At 50.6% G+C, this 23546-nt stretch carries 22 protein-coding genes; 8 read left to right on the top strand and 14 right to left on the bottom strand.

All coding sequences use genetic code 11. The annotated features are described in order from the left end of the window. Positions 1-363 precede the first annotated feature (363 nt). The gene (gene rne, locus ACFVYJ_RS08350) at positions 364-3297 is read left to right on the top strand and encodes a ribonuclease E (RefSeq protein WP_419415134.1); all 2934 of its coding nucleotides are present in this window, start codon (positions 364-366) and stop codon (positions 3295-3297) included. A gap of 69 nt (positions 3298-3366) precedes the next feature. On the opposite strand, the gene murB is transcribed toward rne, so the two are convergent. From murB to ACFVYJ_RS08310, 8 genes are read right to left on the bottom strand one after another with little or no spacing between them, the layout of a single operon-like run. Then, positions 3367-4389, bottom strand: a complete 1023-nt coding sequence (gene murB / locus ACFVYJ_RS08345) for a UDP-N-acetylmuramate dehydrogenase (protein WP_419415135.1) — start codon at positions 4387-4389, stop codon at positions 3367-3369. Further along, positions 4386-4862: a low molecular weight protein-tyrosine-phosphatase gene (locus ACFVYJ_RS08340; protein ID WP_419415136.1), complete on the bottom strand. Its 477-nt coding sequence runs from the start codon at positions 4860-4862 to the stop codon at positions 4386-4388. The genes murB and ACFVYJ_RS08340 overlap by 4 nt, the downstream gene beginning before the upstream one ends. Before the next feature lie 2 nt (positions 4863-4864). Next, positions 4865-5638 carry a 3-deoxy-manno-octulosonate cytidylyltransferase gene (kdsB, locus tag ACFVYJ_RS08335; RefSeq protein ID WP_419415137.1) on the bottom strand — a complete coding sequence of 258 codons (774 nt, stop codon included), beginning with the start codon at positions 5636-5638 and terminating at the stop codon, positions 4865-4867. A gap of 19 nt (positions 5639-5657) precedes the next feature. Next, the gene (locus ACFVYJ_RS08330) at positions 5658-5843 is read right to left on the bottom strand and encodes a Trm112 family protein (protein ID WP_419415138.1); all 186 of its coding nucleotides are present in this window, start codon (positions 5841-5843) and stop codon (positions 5658-5660) included. Beyond that, positions 5836-6852 (bottom strand): tetraacyldisaccharide 4'-kinase, encoded by a 1017-nt coding sequence (gene lpxK / locus ACFVYJ_RS08325; RefSeq protein ID WP_419415139.1) that lies wholly within the window; start codon positions 6850-6852, stop codon positions 5836-5838. The genes ACFVYJ_RS08330 and lpxK overlap by 8 nt, the downstream gene beginning before the upstream one ends. Continuing rightward, a complete protein-coding gene (locus ACFVYJ_RS08320; RefSeq protein WP_419415140.1) occupies positions 6849-7268 on the bottom strand; it encodes an ExbD/TolR family protein in 420 nt (139 codons plus the stop codon). Before ACFVYJ_RS08320 ends, lpxK begins: the two co-directional genes overlap by 4 nt. 11 nt (positions 7269-7279) lie before the next feature. Further along, positions 7280-7900, bottom strand: a complete 621-nt coding sequence (locus ACFVYJ_RS08315; RefSeq protein ID WP_419415141.1) for a MotA/TolQ/ExbB proton channel family protein — start codon at positions 7898-7900, stop codon at positions 7280-7282. Positions 7901-7957: 57 nt separating this feature from the next. Continuing rightward, complete coding sequence (locus tag ACFVYJ_RS08310) at positions 7958-10174, bottom strand: DNA internalization-related competence protein ComEC/Rec2 (RefSeq protein ID WP_419415142.1); 2217 nt, start codon at positions 10172-10174, stop codon at positions 7958-7960. Between the two features lie 78 nt (positions 10175-10252). Between ACFVYJ_RS08310 and ACFVYJ_RS08305 the strand changes: the two genes are divergently transcribed. Beyond that, positions 10253-10780 carry a DUF2062 domain-containing protein gene (locus ACFVYJ_RS08305; RefSeq protein WP_419415143.1) on the top strand — a complete coding sequence of 176 codons (528 nt, stop codon included), beginning with the start codon at positions 10253-10255 and terminating at the stop codon, positions 10778-10780. A 10-nt stretch (positions 10781-10790) separates the two neighbouring features. Here ACFVYJ_RS08305 and ACFVYJ_RS08300 read toward each other — a convergent pair whose 3' ends face one another. Beyond that, the gene (locus ACFVYJ_RS08300; RefSeq protein ID WP_419415144.1) at positions 10791-11474 is read right to left on the bottom strand and encodes an ABC transporter ATP-binding protein; all 684 of its coding nucleotides are present in this window, start codon (positions 11472-11474) and stop codon (positions 10791-10793) included. Further along, complete coding sequence (locus tag ACFVYJ_RS08295) at positions 11467-12714, bottom strand: lipoprotein-releasing ABC transporter permease subunit (RefSeq protein ID WP_419415145.1); 1248 nt, start codon at positions 12712-12714, stop codon at positions 11467-11469. Before ACFVYJ_RS08295 ends, ACFVYJ_RS08300 begins: the two co-directional genes overlap by 8 nt. Before the next feature lie 167 nt (positions 12715-12881). Between ACFVYJ_RS08295 and ACFVYJ_RS08290 the strand changes: the two genes are divergently transcribed. The 6 genes from ACFVYJ_RS08290 to ACFVYJ_RS08265 all read left to right on the top strand — a co-directional run bounded on the left by ACFVYJ_RS08290 (position 12882) and on the right by ACFVYJ_RS08265 (position 19415). Next, positions 12882-13472, top strand: coding sequence for a PilZ domain-containing protein (locus ACFVYJ_RS08290; protein WP_419415146.1), 591 nt, complete (start codon positions 12882-12884; stop codon positions 13470-13472). Position 13473: 1 nt separating this feature from the next. Continuing rightward, complete coding sequence (locus ACFVYJ_RS08285; RefSeq protein WP_419415147.1) at positions 13474-13818, top strand: hypothetical protein; 345 nt, start codon at positions 13474-13476, stop codon at positions 13816-13818. A gap of 252 nt (positions 13819-14070) precedes the next feature. Further along, positions 14071-15321: a L,D-transpeptidase family protein gene (locus tag ACFVYJ_RS08280; protein ID WP_419415148.1), complete on the top strand. Its 1251-nt coding sequence runs from the start codon at positions 14071-14073 to the stop codon at positions 15319-15321. Between the two features lie 72 nt (positions 15322-15393). Next, the gene (locus ACFVYJ_RS08275) at positions 15394-15951 is read left to right on the top strand and encodes a YcbK family protein (protein WP_419415149.1); all 558 of its coding nucleotides are present in this window, start codon (positions 15394-15396) and stop codon (positions 15949-15951) included. Positions 15952-16308: 357 nt separating this feature from the next. After that, positions 16309-17388 carry a hypothetical protein gene (locus ACFVYJ_RS08270; protein WP_419415150.1) on the top strand — a complete coding sequence of 360 codons (1080 nt, stop codon included), beginning with the start codon at positions 16309-16311 and terminating at the stop codon, positions 17386-17388. Positions 17389-17408: 20 nt separating this feature from the next. Next, positions 17409-19415 (top strand): BCCT family transporter, encoded by a 2007-nt coding sequence (locus ACFVYJ_RS08265; RefSeq protein WP_419415151.1) that lies wholly within the window; start codon positions 17409-17411, stop codon positions 19413-19415. Positions 19416-19524: 109 nt separating this feature from the next. Here ACFVYJ_RS08265 and sthA read toward each other — a convergent pair whose 3' ends face one another. From sthA to nqrF, 4 genes are all read right to left on the bottom strand, one after another. Then, on the bottom strand, positions 19525-20925 hold the full coding sequence (gene sthA / locus ACFVYJ_RS08260) for a Si-specific NAD(P)(+) transhydrogenase (protein WP_419415152.1): 1401 nt from the start codon (positions 20923-20925) through the stop codon (positions 19525-19527). Between the two features lie 82 nt (positions 20926-21007). Then, entirely contained in the window at positions 21008-21247 is a 240-nt protein-coding gene (gene nqrM, locus ACFVYJ_RS08255; RefSeq protein ID WP_419415153.1) for a (Na+)-NQR maturation NqrM, read from the bottom strand. 7 nt (positions 21248-21254) lie between these two features. Next, complete coding sequence (locus tag ACFVYJ_RS08250) at positions 21255-22343, bottom strand: FAD:protein FMN transferase (protein ID WP_419415154.1); 1089 nt, start codon at positions 22341-22343, stop codon at positions 21255-21257. Beyond that, positions 22303-23529: an NADH:ubiquinone reductase (Na(+)-transporting) subunit F gene (nqrF, locus tag ACFVYJ_RS08245; protein WP_419415155.1), complete on the bottom strand. Its 1227-nt coding sequence runs from the start codon at positions 23527-23529 to the stop codon at positions 22303-22305. Before nqrF ends, ACFVYJ_RS08250 begins: the two co-directional genes overlap by 41 nt. Between the last annotated feature and the right edge of the window lie 17 nt (positions 23530-23546).

Genomic DNA, 23546 nt, shown 5'->3' with positions numbered 1-23546 from the left:
CGGAAAGCAGACAGCGAAGTAATCGAATTAACACAGCTTTTCACCCAGCCGGACACGTGTCGGTTGGCGATGGAGATGCACCCGAACCAGGAACCTGTCGTTTATATACGGCAGCCACAACCAGATAAAAGAACAATATTGGTTCGGGATTCCTCCATCAGGACATCCAGCCTGCCAGTTGCAGGGGGTCCAGTTAAATCCGCTAGCAGCACTCTAGCACCGTAGTGAAAACGCCAGCGCAGGCAGATGCCTTGCTGTAACGTATCCCCGGTTTAAGTATGCCGCTAGCCCTGGATTGATCCAGAAACCGACTCGGGCATTGGTGCTCGTTCGCGGCGTGAAAAGCGTTCACAAGAGAACGCTATGAAAAGAATGCTAATTAACGCAACTCAACCTGAAGAGCTGCGTGTAGCACTGGTCGATGGCCAGCGCTTATATGACCTGGATATCGAATCCGATTCCCGGGAACAGAAAAAAGCCAATATCTACAAAGGCAAAATCACCCGAATCGAGCCCAGCCTTGAAGCTGCATTTGTCGATTATGGCTCTGAACGCCACGGCTTCCTGCCCCTGAAAGAGATCTCCCGCGAATATTTCACTCAGAAACCAACCCGCGGTAATCGCCCGAATATCAAAGATGTGCTGAAAGAAGGCACAGAAGTGATTGTCCAGGTAGATAAAGAAGAGCGTGGCAACAAGGGCGCGGCCCTGACCACCTTTATCAGCCTGGCCGGCCGTTATCTGGTGCTGATGCCGAACAACCCTCGTGCTGGCGGCATTTCCCGTCGCATTGAAGGCGACGAACGTTCACAGTTAAAAGAAGCACTGGCCGGTGTAAACATCCCTAATCAGATGGGTATTATCATCCGTACGGCAGGTGTCGGTCGCAGCTCTGAAGAGCTACAGTGGGACTTGGATTACCTCAAAACCCTGTGGGATGCCATTACCCAAGCATCAGATGAGCGGGCTGCTCCGTTCCTGATCTATCAGGAAAGCAACGTGGTCATCCGTGCGGTACGCGATTATCTGCGCGCCGACATCGGTGAAGTGTTGATTGATGACCCGCAGGTTTTCGAAGAAGCTAAAACCTTCGTCAAGCAGGTCATGCCTACCTACGAAAACAAGATCAAGCTATACGACGATCAAACCCCGCTATTTAACCGGTTCCAGATCGAAACTCAGATCGAAACCGCTTTCCAGCGTGAAGTCACATTACCTTCCGGTGGTTCGATCGTTATCGATCCAACTGAAGCACTAGTATCTATAGACATCAACTCCGCCCGAGCAACACGTGGTGGAGATATCGAAGAAACAGCCTTGCAGACTAACCTGGAAGCGGCTGAGGAAGTTGCTCGACAGCTCCGCCTGCGTGATATCGGTGGTCTTATTGTTATCGACTTCATCGATATGACACCGATCAAAAACCAGCGTGAAGTAGAGAAACGTTTGCAGGACGTCCTGAAAGTCGATCGTGCCCGGGTTCAGATGGGCCGGATTTCGCGCTTTGGCCTGCTGGAAATGTCCCGTCAGCGGTTACGCCCTTCCCTGGCGGAAACACGCGGTGTTGTCTGCCCACGCTGTAATGGACAGGGCACCATTCGTGATACTGAATCACTGGCACTGTCAATTCTGCGACTGATTGAAGAAGAATCCGGCAAAGAGCGTACCGCACAAATTCGCGCCATACTGCCAGTGACCGTCGCTACCTACCTGCTGAATGAAAAGCGCAAGGCAGTGCATGATATCGAACACCGTCAAGGTGTCCGTGTGGTGATTGTACCGAATCCAAATATGGAAACGCCGCATTACGAAGTCGTGCGACTGCGTGATGATCACACAGTCTCAACCACCAACGATGCCAGCTATACCCTGCAGCCAGAAACAGAAGAAGTTGATCTGGTTCAGGCCGCCACGGCTCAAACAGCATCAGCCGGTAAAGAAAAAGCCGCTGTTCGTACTGTCGCCCCGCAAGCACCGGCACCGACTGCGGATGCCTCACCTGCTCCAACTGAAAAAGCGCCAGCACGACCCAGCCAATTACAGCCTAAATCATCCCTTGGCCACCGTGTTCTGGGTGTTTTCAAAGGCTTGTTCGGCAACCAGACCGAGGCTGCCAAACCCGCTGCAGAAACAGAAGAGAAACCGGCACCAAAACGTAACCGTGGCGGGCGCTCATCAGGTAACAATCAGAATAATCCGAATCGTCGCCACCGTCGTCGTGACAACGACCGCCGTAATAAACCTGAACGGCAGAATGACGAGATCATTACTCTGGAACCAGAATCCAACCTGCCACCGATAGGTGAGCAGGAGGAGAAGCCAAAACGTCGCCGTCGCCGTCGCCGTGGTGGTGAACGTCAGAATGATGCCAGTACTGAAACGACTAACGAAACCAGCGCCAATACCAGTACTGACCAAAAAACCGATGGCAATAAGACAGAAGAGACCGAACAGCGAAATCCACGCCGTCGCGGCCGTCGCCGTCGCGGAAGTGAACGTCAATCTGTGCGTTCCGATGCCCCAGGTACGGCAGTCGCCAGCGAAGGATCAGCTAACATGGCTAAAGCCAAATCCAGTGGCGGAGATTCCAAGCAACCCGCTGCGGGACAAGAGAAGCCTGAAGCCCCCGCCAAGCCAGAAAAGTCTGTACAAGCTGCTGACAATCAGGCTATAGAGGCGGTAGCAACTCAAGCTACACCAGACGTTACTGACACCGAAGCGGCTGCTGCGGATAACAGCACAATGGCAGATACTGCAACCAAACAGGACGCGCCCGGAGATACTACCGATCCGGAACCTGTCGTAGCGGATAATGCACCTGCAGAGGTCGAGGTAGAAGCAACAGCAGATACTCAAGGCTCAGAGTCAACGAGTCAGCCGACCACTGTCGAACAGGAGCAGCCATCAACCGCAGTTGAGACAGAACCTGCTCAAAGTGAAGCGCCGTCACCAGCGGAAGACGTAACTAGCACACCTGAAGCAGCGGCTGAAAACCCCGCAACGCCTGAAGCAGAGCTAGCAACATCAACAGCAGCTGAAACGGCTCAAGAGACGGAAGCGGCACCGCAGCCAGAGGCTGAAGTCAGTGATCTAGAAACACCAGCAGAGGAAAATGAAGCCGTTGCCGCACCTGAGGCTGAGGCTACCGAAACCCCTGCCACTGTTATCCAAGAAGCTGATGAGACTCAAGCGGCAGAAGTGCCCGCTGAAGAAGAGGCGCCCCGCCCACGCAAGCGCCGTAGCCGGGCACCAAATGATCCTCGCTTACGTCGCCAGTCTTCTGACGATAAAAAATAACAGCGGGTCCTGACGCAATAAAAAAGCCGGCGAAAGCCGGCTTTTTTGTATCCAAAACAAGGGTTCACCCTACGGATATACCCGCGGCTCCATCTGCAAACTTACGCCGAAGCGTTGCTTGACCGACGCAGAGATATCACCAGCCAGCGCCATCAACTCAACGAACTCAGCACCACCCAGGTTAACCAGTACCAAGGCTTGTTTGTCATATACACCAACACCGCCGTTGCGATGACCTTTCCAACCCGCCTGATCAATTAACCAGCCGGCTGCCAGTTTATACTGACCATTTTTTTCCGGATAAGCCACCAGGTCAGGAAACTGTTGTTTTAATGCCTGATACACACTGGCATCGACACGCGGATTCTCGAAAAAGCTGCCCGCATTTCCCAGCGTAGCGGGGTCAGGTAATTTCGAGGCGCGCACGCTGCAAACCGCAGCAACCAATTGTTCGGGGGTTGGCTGATCCTGCCCCTGTTGCGATAAGTACTGATTTAACGCGCCATAATGCAGTTTGGGTGCAAACGTCGTAGACAGGTTAAACCGCACTCGCCAGATAATATAACGACCTGGCTGTTGTGATTTAAATAAGCTATCGCGATAACTTAACTGGCACTCAGCAGCCATCAACTGCACGACTGACTTAGCATGACGGTCATAGGCGATAACACTGTGCAGACAATCAGCTATTTCAACACCGTAAGCACCAATATTCTGCACCGGAGCAGCACCTACCGTACCGGGAATCAACGCCAGATTCTCTAAACCATGCAAACCAAGTTGCAGCAAGTGACGAACAAATTGATGCCAGTTCTCCCCTGCGCCGGCTTCGACAATCACATTATCGCCATCATCTGCCAGCAGATGAATACCCGCAGCAGCAATACCGATCACAGCACCGGGCAACGCGGGTTGCAACACCAAGTTACTACCACCACCTAAAATCAACACTGGCCACTGTTTCGCCTCAGCCTGCTCAAGCGCTTCAACCAACTCGGTGAGCTGATTAACCTGAACAAAATGCTCGGCGAATACTGGCAGGCCAAAACTGTTAGCAGCTGTCAGGTCCTGGTTTTCATGCCAAGTAATCATGACTTGGCAAGCTCTTGTTGCAGGTGATCCAACAAGCCATTAGCGGCAGAGACGACCAATGCGAGTACATGCTCAAAGCCATCAGCACCACCATAATACGGGTCAGGCACCTCAGTTTCCTTCAGCTCAGTGAACTCCAGAAACCGGCCCAGATAGCCCGCATAATCAGATGGGCAAAGTTGCTGCAATGCCATCAGGTTTGCATCATCCATAGCCAGAATATAATCAAATTGCTGAAAATCATTACGCTCAACTTGACGAGCGCGCAGATGATCCAGCGGATACCCCTGCTGTTTAGCGACCCGTGCAGAACGCGCATCCGGCGGATTACCCACGTGATATGCTGCCGTACCCGCCGAGTCCACCTGAATCAGATGGCTCAAGCCCCGCTGTTTAGTCAATGTCTCGAGCACCCCATGAGCAGTAGGAGAGCGACAGATATTACCCAGGCAAACAAATAAAATACGTTTCATGCTTAAGCTGTAGCCTGATCCAACAATTGTTGTAACCGCGCCAGGTCCTCAGGCGTATCCACCCCGGTAGGCGGCTGTTCATCGGCTTCAGCAACATGAATCCGAGCCCCGTTCCACATCGCCCGTAGTTGTTCCAGGCATTCAGTGGTTTCTAAGGGTGTCGGCGGCCATTTCACAAAGTCATTCAGCAACTTCACCCGATAGGCATAAATACCTATATGCCGTTGCCAGGAAAAACCTTCTGGCAGCACTTTCTGGCTATCAGCTTGAGCAAATGCATCCCGTGGCCAAGGCATAGGCGCACGGCTAAAATACAGCGCCATTCCTCTGGCATCAGATACTACTTTGACCACATTAGGGTTTAACAGGGACTCAACGTCAAGAATAGGCTCGCTCAGAGTCGCAATACTGGCACTCTGTTCAGCCAGTAAGTTATGGGCAACCTGATTGATAATTCGCGGCGGTATCAAAGGCTCGTCGCCTTGCACATTGACCACGATATCGTCTGCATAGAATCCCTGTTTACTGACCACCTCCTGCAATCGATCGGTGCCGGATGGGTGATCCGCTGAGGTAAGCACCACCTCAGCACCAAATCGCTCTGCCGTATCAGCTATACGGACATCATCCGTCGCGACCAGAATACGTTCCGCTTCACTCTCACAGGCTCGTTCATACACATGCTGCACCATCGGCTTACCCTGCAGCAGCGCGAGAGGTTTGCCTGGAAAACGGCTGGACGCATAACGGGCCGGAATAATGACACTGAATCCCATGGAGTGGCTCCTTCCCGGTTTATTTGGCTTCGCGCTCTTGCGCGGTAAGCTCCCGCGCTTCAGATTCCAGCAGCACCGGAATATCATCCCGTACCGGATATGCAAGCCCGCTAGCCCGGCAGACCAGCTCATTGGTTTCAGGCTGAAACTCAAGTGGCGCCTTGGTGACAGGGCACACCAGTAAGGCCAGTAATTTTTTATCCATGGTTCGATATACTCTTGTTCAATAAACACGCTTCCAGCCGTTGTAAAAGCTGGAAGATGAAATTATCAGGCAAGCAAGCAGAGACTTCTACATACCAGGCATCTTTGATGTCGAAACCCTGCAACTTAACGGCATCTTTTTCCGTCATCAGCACTGGCCAGTCTGGCGCCAACCGCAGGTCATCATCAACATAATGATGATGATCGGAAAACGCATGACACTCAGGCTTGGCTCCCAGTTGCTCACGCACCAAATCAAAAAATCGAGGCGGGTTGCCAATCCCAGCCACAGCATGCACTGGCTGGCCTGAAAACCAATCCAATGCTTGTTGTTGCTGTCCATCAACACTACACAACCGATCCGGTTGCAGCGTCATCATGTACGCTCGGGAAGCAAGTTCAGCCGCCAGTTTATCTGGCTGTCCATTCACGACTAAAAAATCTACCTGTGACAGTCTGGTGGCCGGCTCTCTTAACGGTCCGGCAGGCAAACAGTGCTGGTTGCCCAGCCCCCGCTGACCATCCAGTACAGCAATTTCAATATCCCGCCCCAGCGCGTAATGCTGAAGACCATCATCACTAATAATAAGATTGCAATTAAATTCAGCCAGTAGCTGTTGTGCGGCGGCAACACGATCCGGGGCAATAACAACCGGGCAGCCACTGCGGCGGGCCAGCAGACTAGGCTCATCACCGGCCAAACGTACTTCAGTGTCTGAGTGAATAGTCAAAGGGAAGGATTTGGCAGCACTTTTGTAGCCGCGACTGATAATGCCAGGATTCCAGCCAGCACGTTTTAACTGCTCACATAAATACAGAACCAGAGGCGTTTTACCCGTGCCGCCCACACTGATATTGCCAACAATGACTACTGGAACCGGTGCCTGCCATTGCCGCACCAGCGATCGATTTTTCCGACGGCTGGCCAATATGTGAAACAACCGCTCCAGTGGCAAGAGCCAGCAGGATGGTGGCTGATCAGCATACCACTGCCGAGTCAGCCACTTCATTCAGATGCCGGTTCCTGCGTGGTAATACTTAACTTGGTAAAGCCAAGCTTACCTGCCACATCCATAGCGGTAACCACTGCCTGATGCGGGGTCTGGGCATCTGCGGTGATAATCAATGGCAATTCACGATTATCCCCGGCCAGCTCTCGCAGGGCGCGGCTTAATGTATCGGCCTGAGCATTAACCAGTACAGCACCGTTAACACTGAATTGGCCATCTGCAGCGATCAGTACTTCCAGTACCAAGTCCTGATCAACGGATTTTTCACCGCTCGCTTCAGGCAGATCAATCTCCAAATGGGTTTCTTTGGTAAAGGTTGTGGAGATCATGAAGAAAATCAGTAACAGGAACACCACATCAATCAGTGGTGTCAGGTTAACGCTGACCTCTTCCGGTTTTTGTCGTGGAAACTTCACAGCCTGTTCTCCTACTGCAGATCCACGTCACGCTCACCGTGCATCACTTCGATCAGCTTGATGGTTTCCTGCTCCATGGTAACCACCAACGTATCAACCCGGCGCTGGAAAAAACGGTGAAAGATCAGTGCAGGAATCGCCACCGACAAACCCGCCGCGGTGGTAATCAACGCTTCTGAGATGCCGCCCGCCAGCACATTTGCATTGCCGGTACCCTGAATCATAATCTCGGTAAAGACCTTGATCATACCGATTACAGTACCGAGCAAACCAAGCAGTGGGGTAATCGCAGCGATTGTTCCCAGGGCATTGAGAAACCGCTCCAGATCATGAATCACCTGAGAGGCAGATTCCTGAATGCTCTCCTTCATAATTTCCCGGCCATGAGCCGCATTGTTCAGGCCAGCAGCAATGATCTGTCCCAGCGGACTAGCCTGTTTCAACTCACGTAACCGTTCAGGAGTCACCTGGTGTTTTTTCACCATGGTCCAGACCTCGGCCAACAAGCCACCAGGCGTCACTCGACTGGTGCGCAGCGTCCATAGACGTTCCAGACAAATAGCCAAAGCAATAACGGAACAGGCAATGATTGGCACCATCAGCCAGCCGCCAGACTGAATGAGTTCAAACACGTTTTTATTCTCCTTAACAAGTGCTGCTGTACTCTACCACAGGCTGGCCGTGGAAACCTATCGCCAGAAGCGCGGTTGCTCCCGTATAAAGGGGGTAGCGAGGCACTTTCCGTCAGCGGAAACGCTTAACTTAACGGCACCACCAAATGCTGTATTGAACTGCCGGGCGCTGATGTTTTCAACCCGATTCACGACATCCGGGTGCGGGTGGTTATATGGATTCGCAAATCCTGCACTGTAAATAACCACCTCCGGCCGCCAGCCTTGTAAAAACGCCTGGGAGTTAGAAAAGCGACTGCCATGGTGTGACGCCACAAGCCAACTGAGTGATCTGCCTGCCGGGTCAAGCCGTTGTTCAGTAGCGCTACCAATATCACCCGTCAACAATAATGTGCAATGTGCCCCTGCGACTAACAGGACACAAGAGCGCTCATTATCCTCAGTACCTTCACTACCTGCCAGAAACTCAAAATGTACCCCGCTATGCTGCCAGGCTACTCCCCGCCGGCAATACTGACTCTGGGCCGTCGCCAACGGATAAGACGCATAGGTTGTTGCTACCTCTATCCGTTCACTCAAGGCTGAATAACCTCCCGCGTGGTCACTGTCGTCATGGCTCAGAACCAGAGTATCAACCTGTGACACGGCTTTTGCCCGCAGAGCTGGCAACACTGCCCAATCAAATGCACGACTGCCACTGCGATAGATAGGTCCCAGGTCATACAGCAGATGGTAATTATTCGCCATTACCCACACTGCTAACCCCTGCCCCACATCAAAAACAACCGCGTCAAAATCACCACGCTTTTGCCGATTGTGCTGCGGCAGTAACAGCGGAACAAACAAAATCAGAGCCAGTAATTTATATCGCCCGCCGACTGGCAGCACCATCAGTAATACGCCCGCCACAGCTGGCAACATTACCCTTGGTTCAGGCACTGGTAGATTGAGATAACTCCAGGGCACCGCCGCGACCTGAGCCAATACCCACCAGAAACGCTCTGCCAGCCACAACACAGTAGGTTGCAGCAACGTAATACCAGCCTGGTAAACCAACTGATCAGCCAGTAATAGCGGCACTAACACACTGATCCAGGGTATGGCTAACAGGTTAATAACCGGGGCAGCCAATGACACCCCAGAAAAAAACAGTAATGACAACGGTAGCATTGCAGGTAATAACATCACTTGAATTTTCAGCAACGGCAAGCGACTACTGCCACACTGGTACAGCACGATCAGCACAGCCACAACAAAGAATGATAACCAGCAGCCGGTATTAAAAATGGCGATCGGTGACACTGTCAGTACTGCGGCTAACGCCAACCACCAGCGCGTCCAATGGTCGATCAACCGCAGGCGCCAACCCGTGACTAATAACACAGCCAACATCACAAATGCCCGTTGCGAGGGAATACCAGCGCCGCCAATCACCACGTACCCTGCCGCCAGCAACAGCGCTGTAACGTAAGGAGGCCAGCGCTTACCGCCAAGTCCAGGCAAGCAGCCCAGTAAGCGCCCTAACCACCAACCTACCAACGCCAGCAAACCAATATGCATGCCACTTATGATCGCCAGATGCACGGTGCCGGTTTGTTGTAATGTCAGCCACTGTTGATCACCCAGCCCTGAGCGAGTTCCGGTAGTCAGTGCCTGTAGCAGCGCACTGACATCTGCTGGATAGCGGATCTTAAGCTGCTGATTAAGCTGTTGCCGCCAACGGTCAACCGACCAACCCGGTGCAGGGTGGAGTATGTTCAGACCACGAACATAACCGGTGGCGGCGATCGACTGCTCGAGTAACAGTTTTTCATAATCAAAACCCTGCGGGTTAAGGCTCCCCCGAGGGACTTTTAACCGTGCATTAACTTGAATCTGCATGCCACTTAACAATGGCACCTCTGGCTGATACCAGCTTAAGCGTACCCTCTCGGGTTGAAAATCAGAGGTTTTTCCCTGTAACTCGGCCTGTTCAACCTGTAGTGTAAAGCGTGTCGATTGGGCAGACTGATGAGGCAGGTCTATGATCTGCCCGGTTAACAGCCAGTCGGTTCGATTCATCTCGGCCGGTAGCTGCAGGCCTAACTGCCAATGCGCCCATAAACTGGCCCATAACAGCCCCAACAGAAACAACACCAGGTTTACTACTACGCGTTGGCGCAGCAAACACACGACCAATAGGGCAATGAAAATGCAACCTGACAGGGGTATAAGGGTATTTAAATGTAATGCGCCGAAGATTCCCGCCACATAACAGATCATCCGTGATCGCATAAGTTGGCTATCCTAAACAGTACGTGCATAATATGGCCGAGTCTGAGCACTCGTCCCTGCCGATGACTAGAACAACCGATGCCGCGTAAATTATTCAAGAAGTACATGCCAGATGGTGAACAATTTAAACGTCACAAACATCTGAGTTGGCTGGGCAGTCACCTGCATGATCCCAATTTATGGCATCTGACCCGGCGTTCTGTCTCAAGAGCTTTCCTAATCGGTGTGTTCTGTGCTTTCCTGCCGATTCCATTGCAGATGCTGTTAGCTGCCATGATTGCCATCATTTGTCGCAGCAACCTGCCATTTTCTGTCGGCCTGGTCTGGATCACCAATCCATTGACGATCCCGCCTATCTTTTATTTCACATACAAGATAGGCACGTTTTTGCTGGGCGCCAACCCGCAAGAAGAGCAATTTCAACTTTCCCTGCAGTGGATTACCGAAAGTCTGTCTCTAATTTGGTGGCCCTTGTTACTGGGATCTGTATTAACCGGCGCCGTACTGGGTATCGCCAGTTATTTCATGATCCAGCTATTTTGGGCATGGCACGTAGGAAAAAGCTGGCGACAGCGGCCAGGCGGAAAGGATCAGAACAACTCCTGAGCGGCGCTATTCAACTGTGGGCAACCAGCTGCCCATCTTTAAGTTCAAGAATACGCGATGTCCTCGCAGCGAGCTCTGGGTCATGGGTTACCAGCACAAAGGCAATACCCTGCTCCTCATTGAGGCGATCAATCACTAATTGAACTTCAGCTGCCGTGCTGCGATCAAGATTACCGGTGGGCTCATCCATTAGCACGCAACCCGGTTCACCCACTAAGGCACGAGCAATCGCCACCCGCTGACGCTCACCACCACTTAACTGTGCTGGCTTGTGGGTCATACGACTTGCCAGGCCAACCGCAGCCAACAAATCTGCCGCTTTCTGTCTGACCTCAGGGATCGGCCGCTGCCGCAGCAGCAAAGGCATGGCAACATTTTCCAGCGCGGTGAATTCAGGCAGCAAATGATGGAACTGATACACAAACCCCAATGCTTGATTACGCAAGGCTGCACGTTGTTTTTCTGAACAAGCAAACAGATCCTGTTGCTGCACCATCACAGTTCCGGAACTTGGCCGGTCCAGACCACCCAGAATGTTCAACAACGTGCTCTTTCCTGAACCTGAACTACCGATAATTGCAACCTGTTCGCCTGCCTGCAGGCTGAAATCCAGTTGATTCAATACCGTAATCTCACGATCACCATCCAGATAGCTTTTATTTATGCCACTGGCCAGCATCACCGGGTTACTCATAGCGCAACGCCTCCGCCGGCTCTGTTTTAGCCGCCCGCCAGGATGGATAGATAGTAGCCAGGAAACTGATGATCAGTGAAGTCACAGCAATCAAGCTAACATCCGACGATTGCAGTTCAGACGGCAAGTAGCTGATAAAGTAGACATCCGCGTTGAGGAACTGAATACCTAAGGTTTGCTCAACCCAGGCAATCAGATCAGAGATAGTCAAAGCCAGGCTCACCCCCAGCAAAACACCTAGTACCGTGCCTAGCACACCAATAACGGTACCCTGAACCATAAAAATCCGCATAATCTGGCCAGCGGTAGCGCCCATGGTGCGTAAAATCGCCACATCCGCTTTTTTATCAGTGACCACCATGACCAGAGTAGAAACAATATTAAAAGCCGCCACCAGCACGATCAAAAACAATAATAAGCCAATCATTCGTTTTTCCAGCTGGATGGCATGGAATAGGTTGCCATGGGTGCGGGTCCAGTCGCTGATACGATGTTGGCCTTCAAGCCCACGTGCGATCTCCCGGACCCGCGTTGACGCCTGAAACAGGTCATCAAACTGCAACCGAATACCTTCGACTGTGGTGTCGTCCATACGCTTTAAAGCAGCAGCATCACGTAAACTTATATACGCCAGACTGGCATCCAGTTCCGCGCCAACTTCAAACACCCCCACCACGGTAAAACGTTTTAATCTGGGGATCACCCCTGCCACGCTGACAGAGGCTTCTGGTAACACCAGGGTTACTTTGTCGCCGGGCCGCACCCCAAGATGGCGGGCCAGCAAATCACCCAAAATAATGCCAAACCGGGTTTCGCTTAGGGCCTCAAGCGAACCTACTTTCATGTGCTGTGGCAGGATTGAAATCTTGCTCTCCAGCATGGGGTCGATACCATTAACCATCGCCCCACGCACCACCCCTTTGGCGGTCAGCATGCCCTGATTTTGAATAAAAGGCGCAGCGCCCAACACATCTGGCTGCTGTTCAATCTGCTCGATCAAGCCTTGCCAGTCGTCAATCGGCTGTTGATAACCGCTGATGGTAGCATGCGGCACCATACCCAGAATGCGCTGCTTCAACTCCCGGTCAAATCCATTCATAACAGAAAGCACCACAATCAATGCAGCCACACCCAGCATCAGGCCAAGCATCGAAGCCAGCGAGATAAAGGAGATAAAATGATTGCTTCGCTTGGCAGCGGTATAGCGCAATCCAATGTAAAGTGAGAGTGGTTTGAACATGGCGGCGATTAAATCACAGTTATAGTAGGCTGTAAAAATAAAGCTAACTTGTTGAGTGTGCTTGGAAACTCAATACGAATCAAACAGATCCCTTCAACATCAGATGCTTTTCCAGTTAATTCTCCCTATACTCACAAGCAGTTTCTGGTCAGTTACGAGTATTCGCCATGTCGGAACAGGATCGTCGTCAGTATTTCCGTATCAACCAAAAAGTCGCGTTGGAACTTAAATCCACCAACGAAGACGACACGCACATGCCGCCTTTGCCCAGGCAGTTTGATGTTTCACCCAATTTCCTTTTATTGAGTGAACTGCAGGAGATGGACACTGAAAGCCAGCTATTGTTGCGCCGAATCACTGAAAAAGATTCTCAGCTAGGCAGTTTCATGGCCAGTATCCATAAAAAAATTGAAAAACTGGCACAGGCGATTGCGTCCAACGAAATGACCATAAGCCCAACTGCCATTCAGGAAGTCAGCCTGTCTGAGGGCGGCTTACAGTTCAATACACCGACGCCATACCCTGATGAAGGCTACCTCAGCATCAAACTCGTCTTCCCCGAATCCTGTCTGGGACTGCTGCTGTACGCCCAATGCCTGCGCTGCAGGCCGAACGAAGAAGGCAGTTACACTATTGCCGCCGAATTTGTTCGCCTGCCTGAGAATTGTCGCACCCTGCTCGCTCGCCAGATACTTGAAAGCCAGGCCAGAGAACGGCAAAAAGCTAACCTGCAATTAAGTGATACTTCAGAAAATTAACATGACAGTCGACAATAACGCCGCACAGAAGCGGCAGAAACTACTTCACCATATTGCCGTCGGTTGCGGCTTTATGGGCCTTATATTGTGGTTTTATATCGGTCGTGAGCTAGGTATTTTAGACTGGGCGGCCAGCCTGCTCCCCCAAGAACATGCTGGTGCCGGACTTATGCTGGGAATTATGCTGCTGATGACCCCTGGGTTCTTTATCTGGTCCCGCTATAACCGTTGGGTTGAGCACCGACTGGCAATTCGTGGTTTCTACTATGAGACGGAATATGAAGAGGAACAAGCACGCCTCTTAGCCGAAAAAAATGCTGCCAAGAAATCTAATCAAAACAACTAACCGCCGGATCACTAAACCACTTGCCATACAGGATTCAATCACAACTGGCGGTACATAGCCCAATATTATTGCCTGTAAAGCCGTTCCACAATGAATCGAATTCAACTTAGCGGACTTGCCTAAACGCGGTTGTCAGTCTGTACTTTCTGTTACCTGCAGGCAGAATTCCGCCCGACCACTGCACGCCTTAAGCTAAATATCCCAGCAGTCGCACGAGAACCTGCATGGCACATGCGCCAAGCGGAGGCATATATGCTGGAACACAAGCTATTTACCCTATGTTTATTAAGCATCTTTATTACCACCCCCAGCCAGGCAGTTGACCTGGCCAATGTAACTGTTGCCCCTCTGCAGCCAGTTACTGTGATAACAGAGCCATTGCCACCGACACAGCCGATCAAGCAACAACACTATGCGATGTTGGATGCCATTCATGACTTTGAGCAGCATGCGCAACAGCCTTGGCCTCGCCTCAGGCTGCAACGCTCGTTGCATCCTGGCGACCACGCAGAAGCGGTTCCTCTGCTTCGGCACAAGCTGTGGCAATTAGGCGACCTGCACCATCTAGGCAACAATGATGAACTCACTCTGTATGACCAGGCATTGGCTGCAGCACTGCGCCAGTTTCAAGCACGACATGGCTTGGAATCAGATGCGATCGTAGGTAAGCGTACCCTAGCCGCGTTAAATATCAGCCCGCAACAGCGCCTGCTTCAGCTACAAGTCAATTTGTTACGGCAGGAGCAGTTCACACGTCAGGTGGGGCAACGCTATGTGCAAGTGAATATTCCGGAATACCGATTACGCGTTATCGATGGCAGTGACAGCAAATTGGAGATGAAAATTATTGTTGGCCGTAAGTCACGTAAAACCCCGATCTTCAGCAGCGAAATCGACACCATGGTGGTGAATCCGTCCTGGTATGTACCAAAAAGCATTGCTTTTAAAGACATTCTGCCAAAGCAGAAAACCGATCCGGAATATATGACGCAGCATAACCTCAAGGTGGTAACAGGCTGGGGCAAAGGCATCCAGGAAATTCCCTTAGAGCAAGTCGACTGGGGCAACCTATATACTTCACCACAAGCACCTCGGCTGTGGGAGCCACCGGGTGAAACCAACACGCTGGGACAAGTAAAGTTCCTGACACCCAACCGTTATGCCGTTTACCTGCATGACACCTCAGCCAAATCGCTGTTTAACAAAACTAATCGGGCCTTTAGCTCCGGTTGTATCCGGGTAGAACAGCCACGTTTATTAGCTGATACGCTGATGCAACTCGCAAACAGCTGGAGCGCGGATCAGCTCGATACACTGTTCAGCACGACTGATACCCAGAGAATACAGTTACAACAACCGGTGCCACTACATATCACCTATTGGACTGCATGGGTCGATGCCAATCAACAACTGCAGTTTCGTGATGATATCTATCGTCGAGATCAAACTGACCTGATAGCGTTACAAGCTGAACAAATAACAGCACAACCTTTATCAAACTGATCATTTAGTGTACATCTGTCAATACATAAGGCATAATCCAGCCGTAAATTTGTATCTGTAGCCGTACACTCAATGTCTGATTCACTGTATTTGTCTCGTAGAGCACTATTAACTTACCTCACCACTGGCAGTGCTGGCCTATTACTTCCTCAATCAGCGTTAGCAGCCCTGTCTCCGCAACCTGAAAAAACACTCGCGTTATACAATCTGCATACCGGTGAGTCGCTCTCCACTACTTTCTGCAGTACGCAGGGATACGACCAGGGAAGTCTTGCGGCAATTAATAAGATTCTGCGTGATCATCGCTCTAACCAACAGTGCGCCATGGATATCGAACTGTTGGAAGTGCTGTTCCAGCTACGTGAAAAGCTCGATACCAAACAACCTCTGCATATCATATCCGGTTACCGTTCGCCAGAAACCAATAAAATGCTCAGCCAGAAAAGTAATGGCGTAGCCAAAAAAAGTCTGCATATGCAAGGTAAAGCAATCGATATCCGCGTGCCCGGAGTAGCGCTGAAAGATCTGCACCAGGCCGCACTGTCACTTCAAGCGGGTGGCGTGGGTTTATACACCAAAAGTGATTTTTTACATCTCGATGTAGGACGCGTGCGGCGCTGGGGTAAATAAACCACCGCATACCACCGTGTTTTACCTGCCAAAACCATAAAAAATACGCCGCACACCATTGCCTCCGCGATGAATCCCCGGATACCCTCGATCTCTTTTCAACTAAACTAGATCAAACAAAATACGCTTACCTCTCGACAATCCGGGAAAGTAGCGCGTAAGCTTTGACTGATACCTCATGGTAATGAGTGCTATTCGGTGACCGCACCCGATTCAATTACATGGTGATACTCGCTATGTTTCCGCAAGCTTTACGCAATAACAGTAAAAAATAAAAGCGCACCATAGCAACGAAGCCACAACAGATATTGTTATCTGGCATGGGACTACCGACAGTGCGGAAAGGGCATAAAGGCAATGACTCTCTTATCACATAAATATCTACTCTGGTTAACCGTAGCCTATCTGTGCAGCCTTACTGGCCTCGCCAACGCAGAACACCAATTTTCTCTGGGGGCATGGGCCACATATCAGTATTTCCCAGGTGATAAAGTCAATACTGATGGCGAATTCACCGACGAAGCTTTGGTCTTCTATGCCGACGGTAAAGCAGAGGCAGGAGACACATGGTCATACTCTGTTGAAGCACGCTTGGGGCCAGGCGGCTTTACTGACCCTGACAACAATAGCACCGGCAACGAGTTTACTTTCCATAAAGCCTGGTTAGGCTGGCAACTGAACGAAAACCATATTCTGAAACTGGGTAAATCCCAGCTACCTTTCGGTTGGAAAACCACCAACTTCTGGCCCGGGGATATGCTGTTGGCAGGTTATGGCGATCAGATGGATGTGGGTCTCAAGCTAAGCGGACAACATAAATCCCTACAATACGATCTGGCCTACTATCATTCTGACGACTGGAGCAGCACCAGCACAGATACCGTTGATGACAACCGGCACTGGGGTAGTTCAACCACATTCCGCAAGGTCAAAACCTGGGTCGGCAATACAGTCTGGAATATCAACGAAGACAACCAAGTGGGAGTATCAGTACAAAGCGGCCAGTTAGAAGACCTAACCGGCACACCTTCTTCCCCTAGTTCCGGCTCACATCGGGCTTACGTCATCTATTACGAAGGCAACTACAATGACGCCTATTACAAAGCCTCGTATATTAGAGGAAAGCGCCAGCTGCCGGATGCTTATTTTGCCAGCGCAAGCCTGCCAGAAGAGATTAAAAATACTCGCCTTGCCGCAACAATTGGCTACAACCTGAATGACTGGGCGTTCTATTTTGATGCCACCTACGCCGACCCACGTACCCAGGGCAGCAGTGCCAGCAGCGTGACTGCCTATTCACCAGGCGTGCGTTATGACTACGGTCCAGGCTGGATCTATCTCGAATACCTGATCCAAAATGGCTATGTCGATAGAAACGGGCAGGTTGGTGAAGGCGACTTCGATGCAATCTACCTCTCGGTTGATGTCTACTTATAACCCCACCGTAAGGACGCAAAATGTCTGATCCAACACCTAACGTTGATAAGGCCCTACCTGAAAAAAATGCCTGGATCAAAGTAAACCCACCGGTGTTCATCGGTTCAGGCGGTCTGTGTTTGTTTTTTGTACTGTTCGCCATTTTTCTACCCAACATAGCCGAAAACCTTTTTTCTGACATTCAAAATTGGGTCATTCACACAGCAGGCTGGTTTTATATTTTGTCAGTGGCGCTGTTTTTACTGTTCGTTGTCATACTGGCCTTTTCCAATTATGGCCATATCAAACTGGGTCCTGATCACAGTGAACCGGATTACAGTCATTTATCCTGGTTTGCCATGCTATTTTCTGCCGGTATGGGAATTGGTCTGATGTTTTTTGGTGTAGCAGAGCCCGTGATGCACACCATGAGCCCACCAGTTGGCGAAGCAGGCTCAGTAGAAGCCGCCCGGCAAGCCATGCGTATTACATTTTTCCATTGGGGCGTACATGCCTGGGCAATTTATGCCGTTGTTGCCCTGTCCCTGGCATACTTTGCCTTTCGCCACAATTTGCCACTCACCATCCGCTCAGCGCTCTACCCTTTGATTGGCGAACGCATCTACGGCCCAATTGGCCATGCTGTCGATATCTTTGCCGTGCTCGGTACCTTGTTTGGTGTGGCAACATCCCTTGGTTTTGGCGTGATGCAGGTCAATGCTGGTCTGAATTACCTGTTTGACCTACCCATATCCACCGGCTGGCAGATCATTTTGATCACTATCATCACCGGATTTGCCACCATATCCGTGGTTATGGGATTGGATAACGGTATTCGCCGTATATCCGAGCTCAATATGATCCTGGCAGCCATACTGTTAATTTTTGTGCTGTTTGCCGGGCCAACTGTCTACTTGCTGCAAACTTATGTTCAAAACGTAGGCAGCTATCTTTCCAGTCTGGTTGAAACCACCTTCAATCTCTATGCCTACGAGCCCAGTGGTTGGATCGGCGGCTGGACCCTGTTTTATTGGGGGTGGTGGATAGCCTGGTCGCCATTTGTCGGCATGTTTATCGCACGCGTCTCACGTGGCCGGACCATTCGTGAATTTGTGGTTGGCGTATTGCTGGTACCAGTCGGCTTCACCTTTATGTGGATGACTTTCTTTGGTAATACGGCTCTGCATATGATCCTTGACCAGGAACTGGCAGTCATTGCTGAAGCCGTAGCAGCAGACACGTCGGTAGCCCTGTTTCAGTTTTTCGAACACCTACCCTTTTCAGGTATCGCATCACTGTTGGCAACGATCTTGGTCATCACCTTCTTTGTTACCTCTTCGGACTCCGGCTCACTGGTTGTAGATATGCTGACTTCCGGAGGCACAGGTGATGACAGCCCCGTATGGCAGCGCATCTTCTGGTCCGTTACCGAAGGCCTGATTGCTGCTGGCCTGCTGCTGGCCGGAGGATTGTCTGCATTACAAACAGCCACCATTGCCAGCGCACTGCCGTTTACTATTGTGATGCTGTTAATGTGCTGGGGCCTATTGCGGGCACTGCGACTTGAAGTCGTCAAACGGGTCAGCCTGCGTGATGCCATGCTGGCACCTCATGTCGTGCATCGACCTGTCAGTTGGGAGAAACGTCTGTCCCGCATCATGCAACATTCCAGTTATGACGAGGTGATTAAGTTCCTCAACACTCTGGTAGAGCCCGCCTTTGAAAAAGTAATGCATGAATTTACCAAGCGCGGTCTGCAGGCTAAGGTCAGTCACGACGACAAACATCGTATATGGATAAAGGTCAGCCATGGTGACGAGCAAGACTTTTTCTATTCAGTCCATGCGCGTCCGTTTACCCCGCCCTCTTTTGTCATGCGCGATACCAGTGCAAAGCGGGGCAAGGTGTTACGTTATTGCCGCGCCGAAGTTTATCTGAAGGAAGGTGGGCAAGATTATGACATTATGGGCTGGACGGAAGATCAGGTCATTGCCGATGTGATAGATCAATACGAAAAACACATGCACTTCCTGCAGGTGCTGCGCTAATAACAATAGTCATGCCGAGTGAGACCCAATAGGCTCAGGATTAAGCCTTTCACTGACTCAAAAAAACCGGCTCGCATGGGCCGGTTTTTCTTTACCACCACACCCGTGGTTACAGATTGGCTATCCGGTTCAGACCCGCAATAGCGGCAACACGATAAGCTTCCGCCATGGTCGGATAGTTGAAAGTGGTATTGATAAAATACTTCAACGTGTTGGCTTCGCCCTTCTGAGCCATAATGGCTTGTCCAATATGCACGATCTCAGAAGCATGCTCACCAAAGCAGTGGATACCCAATATCTCGAGGGTTTCACGATTGAACAGAATCTTGAGCATACCGACTGGCTGGCCATAAATTTGTGCCCGTGCGGTATCTTTAAAAAATGCCTGGCCAACTTCATAAGGTACACAAGCCTGAGTCAGCTGCTCTTCTGTTTGTCCGACAGAGCTGATCTCCGGAATAGTATAAATACCCGTCGGGACTTCATTGATATAACGGAAGTCCTCCGCATCTAGCATATCCGCTGCCGCCGCACGTCCTTGATCCAGTGCTGCGGAGGCCAGGCTTGGCCAACCCACCACATCGCCAACGGCATACATGCCTTCACAAGAGGTACGATAGTGATCATCAACAACGATCTGACCACGACTGTTAGCCTCCAAGCCAACACGCTCAAGATGCAACGTTTCTGTATTACCGCTGCGGCCATTACACCATAAGAAGGCATCCGCACGGATTTTCTTGCCAGATTTAAGGCTCAGAGTGACACCACGATCGTCACCTTCCACGGTGTCATAAACTTCATTGTGGCGAATCTTCACAGCATTGTTACGCAGGTGGTAACTCAGCGAGTCTGAGATTTCCGCATCCAGAAATGACAATAGCCGGTCTTGGGCATCAACCAGGTCCACCTTAACCCCCAAACCACTGAAGATTGAGGCATATTCCGACCCAATCACCCCAGCACCATAGATAATCAACGTACGGGGAGTATGACTCAGTTTCAGAATGGTATCGGAGTTATAAATACGCGGATGGGTAAAATCAATATCGGCCGGAGTATAAGGCCGCGAGCCGGTCGCAATGACAACATTTTTAGCCCGCAGGGTTTCATCGCCCTGTGAGGTACCACGCACCAGTACAGTATTTTTATCTTCAAATTCAGCCTGTCCGAAAAATACATCAATACGGTTACGGGCATAGAAATTAGTACGAAGTACTACCTGACTGGAAATCACTTTTTCAGCGCGCTTTAGCACTTTTGGGAACGAAAACCAGCGCGGCTCACCAATATCACGGAACATCGGGTTAGTATTGAATTCAATGATTTGTTTTACAGAATGGCGCAGTGCTTTGGACGGGATAGTCCCTTTGTGAGTACAGTTACCACCCACGAACTCCTGTTCTTCAATGACGGCAACTCGACGGCCTTTTTTGGCTGCATTCATGGCAGCACCTTCACCTGCCGGTCCTGAACCGATCACAATGACATCATAGTCATACACCGCCATTTCTTTCCCCTTACCGTGTCTGTAAATTATTGTTTGAACTGTTTTTATGCAGAAAAGATACGCCTGACAAAACTCCAGACAATTAGTCTTTGGCCTTAACCTCGTAAGCCAGGTCCTGTTTGTCTGGCGTGCCAACCTGTTTTTCCTGTTCTTCATCGCACTTTTTGGGATCGCCACCGCAAATTTCGCAACTTGAATCGATGCCAACATTTGCCAGGCCACCACAGGAGCCAGAGATGGGCTTACGCCCCAAAATAACGCCAACCGACATCGCTACCACAATCAGTAACAAGCCAATAAACGCAAAAATCATGGTACTCATATCAACCTCACTGCACCAGGTACTGCTCAAAACCCGGTGACATACGTTCTTCAAAGCCAGTGTCCGTTTTCACCAGCATAAATATTTTAATGCCCTGCTCATTCGCAAATGCCATGCCTTTATCAGGGCCCATCACCATAAGTGTAGTTGCCAGAGCATCTGCTTCAGCACAGGTTGGCATCAACACCGTCACCGAAGCTAACCGGTGATCGATTGGTGCCGCGGTTGCAGGATCAATGGTATGAGAGAAACGCACGCCATTATCCTCAAAGTAATTGCGATAGTCCCCGGATGTCGCAATACTGACATCACGCACTGCAAGTATACGTTGTACACTGCGTTCGAATTCGGCAGTCGGTGTCTCAATCGCAATCCGCCATGGCTGGCCATTAGGTTTACTACCTCGAGCTCTGAGCTCACCGCCTATCTCAACCAGATAATCGGAAATGCCCGCTTTTTCCAGGATTTCAGCTACATAATCAACGCCATATCCTTTTGCGACAGCAGACAGGTCGATATAGCTTTTTACCACGCGGGTTAACACTCTGGTATTCACATCATACTGCAATTTGTGAAACCCCACCTGTGGCCGCACTGTAGCAATCTGATCTTCCGATGGCGCATGCAGTACCCTGCCATTAGGACCAAAGCCCCAGAGATTTACCAGAGGACCAACGGTGATATCAAATGCACCTTCACTGATGGCACCAACCTCCAGAGATAATGCCAGCACCTCACCTAACTCAGCTGATACCTGATGAGCACTGCCAGCTGGCTGTTGATTGATGACTGATAACTCAGAGTCAGAAATGTAAGTCGACATACTCTGATTAATAGCTACCAGAGCACTATCAATACGCCGGGCAATCTCAGTTGACTCAAGACCGTCTACGCCGATCCATTTAACCGAGAAGGTAGTACCCATTGTGATGCCGGAATGAACCTGCATTGGCGGAGTTGTATCCGCACAGGCTGTGACCAACAAAAAGAGGATGGCCAGCAGCAAAGCTGCTGGCCATTGACGATGGTGACTGAAAACTTCAGACACCCGGTGTTTAACCGCCAAAATCATCAAGGAAGATGTTATCGCGCTCAACACCCAGATCCACCAACATCTGGATTACCGCAGAGTTCATCATCGGCGGTCCACACATGTAGTATTCACAATCTTCCGGCGCTTCGTGATCCTTCAGATAGTTATCATACAGCACATTATGGATAAAGCCGGTCATGCCGTCCCAGTTATCTTCTGGTAGCGGATCAGACAAAGCCAAATGCCACTTAAAGTTGGCATTTTCTTCCTGCAGCATGTCGTACTCTTCGTTGTAGAAGGACTCACGCAACGAACGGGCACCGTACCAGAACGTAATTTTACGTTCGGAATTCAGGCGTTTAAGCTGGTCAAAGATATGGCTACGCATTGGCGCCATACCCGCACCACCACCAATAAACACCATTTCGCAGTCATTATCGGTTGCGAAGAACTCACCAAACGGTCCGTATACAGTGATTTTATCGCCCTGCTTCAGACTAAACACGTACGAAGACATAATACCCGGTGGGAAATTGGTACCCGGTGGTGGAGAAGCGATACGGATGTTGAACTTAACAACACCACGCTCTTCTGGGTAGTTCGCCATGGAATAGGCACGAATGGTCGGTTCAGTTACCTTGGACACATACTGCCACATGTTGAACTTATCCCAATCGCCACGGTAATCTTCGTCGATTTCAAAGTCTTTGTAGTGCACTTCATGCGGCGGGCATTCCAGCTGAACGTAACCGCCAGCACGGAAGTCAACATTTTCACCTTCAGGCAGACGCAGCGTCAGTTCTTTGATGAAGGTGGCCACGTTCGGGTTAGAGTCAACCGTACACTCCCACTTCTTCACACCAAAGACTTCTTCTTCGATCTCCAGCTCCATATCCTGCTTAACATTAACCTGACAGGATAGGCGCCAGCCTTCTTTCGCTTCACGCATGGTGAAGTGAGATTCTTCGGTTGGCAGCATGGAACCGCCGCCATCCAGCACCTGACACTTACACTGAGCACAGGTACCACCGCCACCACAGGCAGACGGGATAAAGATGCCCTGATCAGCCAGGGTCTGCAGCAGTTTACCACCTGCCGCAACGGTAATGGTTTTATCCGGGTCATCGTTGATGCGTAAGGTCACATCACCGGAACTCACCAGTTTAGAACGGGCTGCCAGAATCACTACGACCAGTGCAAGCACTACCGCAGTAAACATGACAACGCCGAGAATGATTTCAGCATTCATAAGCTAATCCTTCTTCT

It is taken from the genome of Pontibacter sp. JAM-7, assembly GCF_048548695.2.
GTDB lineage: Bacteria > Pseudomonadota > Gammaproteobacteria > Pseudomonadales > Balneatricaceae > Neptuniibacter.
This window is presented reverse-complemented; position numbering and strand designations above follow the sequence as displayed.

Excerpts from the sequence above, each read along its gene's own strand:
- ACFVYJ_RS08340 (WP_419415136.1), bottom strand. The coding sequence starts at position 4,862 with ATGAAACGTATTTTATTTGTTTGCCTGGGTAATATCTGTCGCTCTCCT.
- ACFVYJ_RS08290 (WP_419415146.1), top strand. The coding sequence starts at position 12,882 with ATGTCGGAACAGGATCGTCGTCAGTATTTCCGTATCAACCAAAAAGTC.
- ACFVYJ_RS08330 (WP_419415138.1), bottom strand. The coding sequence starts at position 5,843 with ATGGATAAAAAATTACTGGCCTTACTGGTGTGCCCTGTCACCAAGGCG.
- ACFVYJ_RS08265 (WP_419415151.1), top strand. The coding sequence starts at position 17,409 with ATGTCTGATCCAACACCTAACGTTGATAAGGCCCTACCTGAAAAAAAT.
- nqrF (WP_419415155.1), bottom strand. The coding sequence starts at position 23,529 with ATGAATGCTGAAATCATTCTCGGCGTTGTCATGTTTACTGCGGTAGTG.
- ACFVYJ_RS08300 (WP_419415144.1), bottom strand. The coding sequence starts at position 11,474 with ATGAGTAACCCGGTGATGCTGGCCAGTGGCATAAATAAAAGCTATCTG.
- rne (WP_419415134.1), top strand. The coding sequence starts at position 364 with ATGAAAAGAATGCTAATTAACGCAACTCAACCTGAAGAGCTGCGTGTA.
- ACFVYJ_RS08280 (WP_419415148.1), top strand. The coding sequence starts at position 14,071 with ATGCTGGAACACAAGCTATTTACCCTATGTTTATTAAGCATCTTTATT.
- ACFVYJ_RS08295 (WP_419415145.1), bottom strand. The coding sequence starts at position 12,714 with ATGTTCAAACCACTCTCACTTTACATTGGATTGCGCTATACCGCTGCC.
- kdsB (WP_419415137.1), bottom strand. The coding sequence starts at position 5,638 with ATGGGATTCAGTGTCATTATTCCGGCCCGTTATGCGTCCAGCCGTTTT.
- ACFVYJ_RS08275 (WP_419415149.1), top strand. The coding sequence starts at position 15,394 with ATGTCTGATTCACTGTATTTGTCTCGTAGAGCACTATTAACTTACCTC.
- ACFVYJ_RS08305 (WP_419415143.1), top strand. The coding sequence starts at position 10,253 with ATGCCGCGTAAATTATTCAAGAAGTACATGCCAGATGGTGAACAATTT.
- nqrM (WP_419415153.1), bottom strand. The coding sequence starts at position 21,247 with ATGAGTACCATGATTTTTGCGTTTATTGGCTTGTTACTGATTGTGGTA.
- ACFVYJ_RS08285 (WP_419415147.1), top strand. The coding sequence starts at position 13,474 with ATGACAGTCGACAATAACGCCGCACAGAAGCGGCAGAAACTACTTCAC.
- ACFVYJ_RS08310 (WP_419415142.1), bottom strand. The coding sequence starts at position 10,174 with ATGCGATCACGGATGATCTGTTATGTGGCGGGAATCTTCGGCGCATTA.
- ACFVYJ_RS08270 (WP_419415150.1), top strand. The coding sequence starts at position 16,309 with ATGACTCTCTTATCACATAAATATCTACTCTGGTTAACCGTAGCCTAT.
- murB (WP_419415135.1), bottom strand. The coding sequence starts at position 4,389 with ATGATTACTTGGCATGAAAACCAGGACCTGACAGCTGCTAACAGTTTT.
- lpxK (WP_419415139.1), bottom strand. The coding sequence starts at position 6,852 with ATGAAGTGGCTGACTCGGCAGTGGTATGCTGATCAGCCACCATCCTGC.
- sthA (WP_419415152.1), bottom strand. The coding sequence starts at position 20,925 with ATGGCGGTGTATGACTATGATGTCATTGTGATCGGTTCAGGACCGGCA.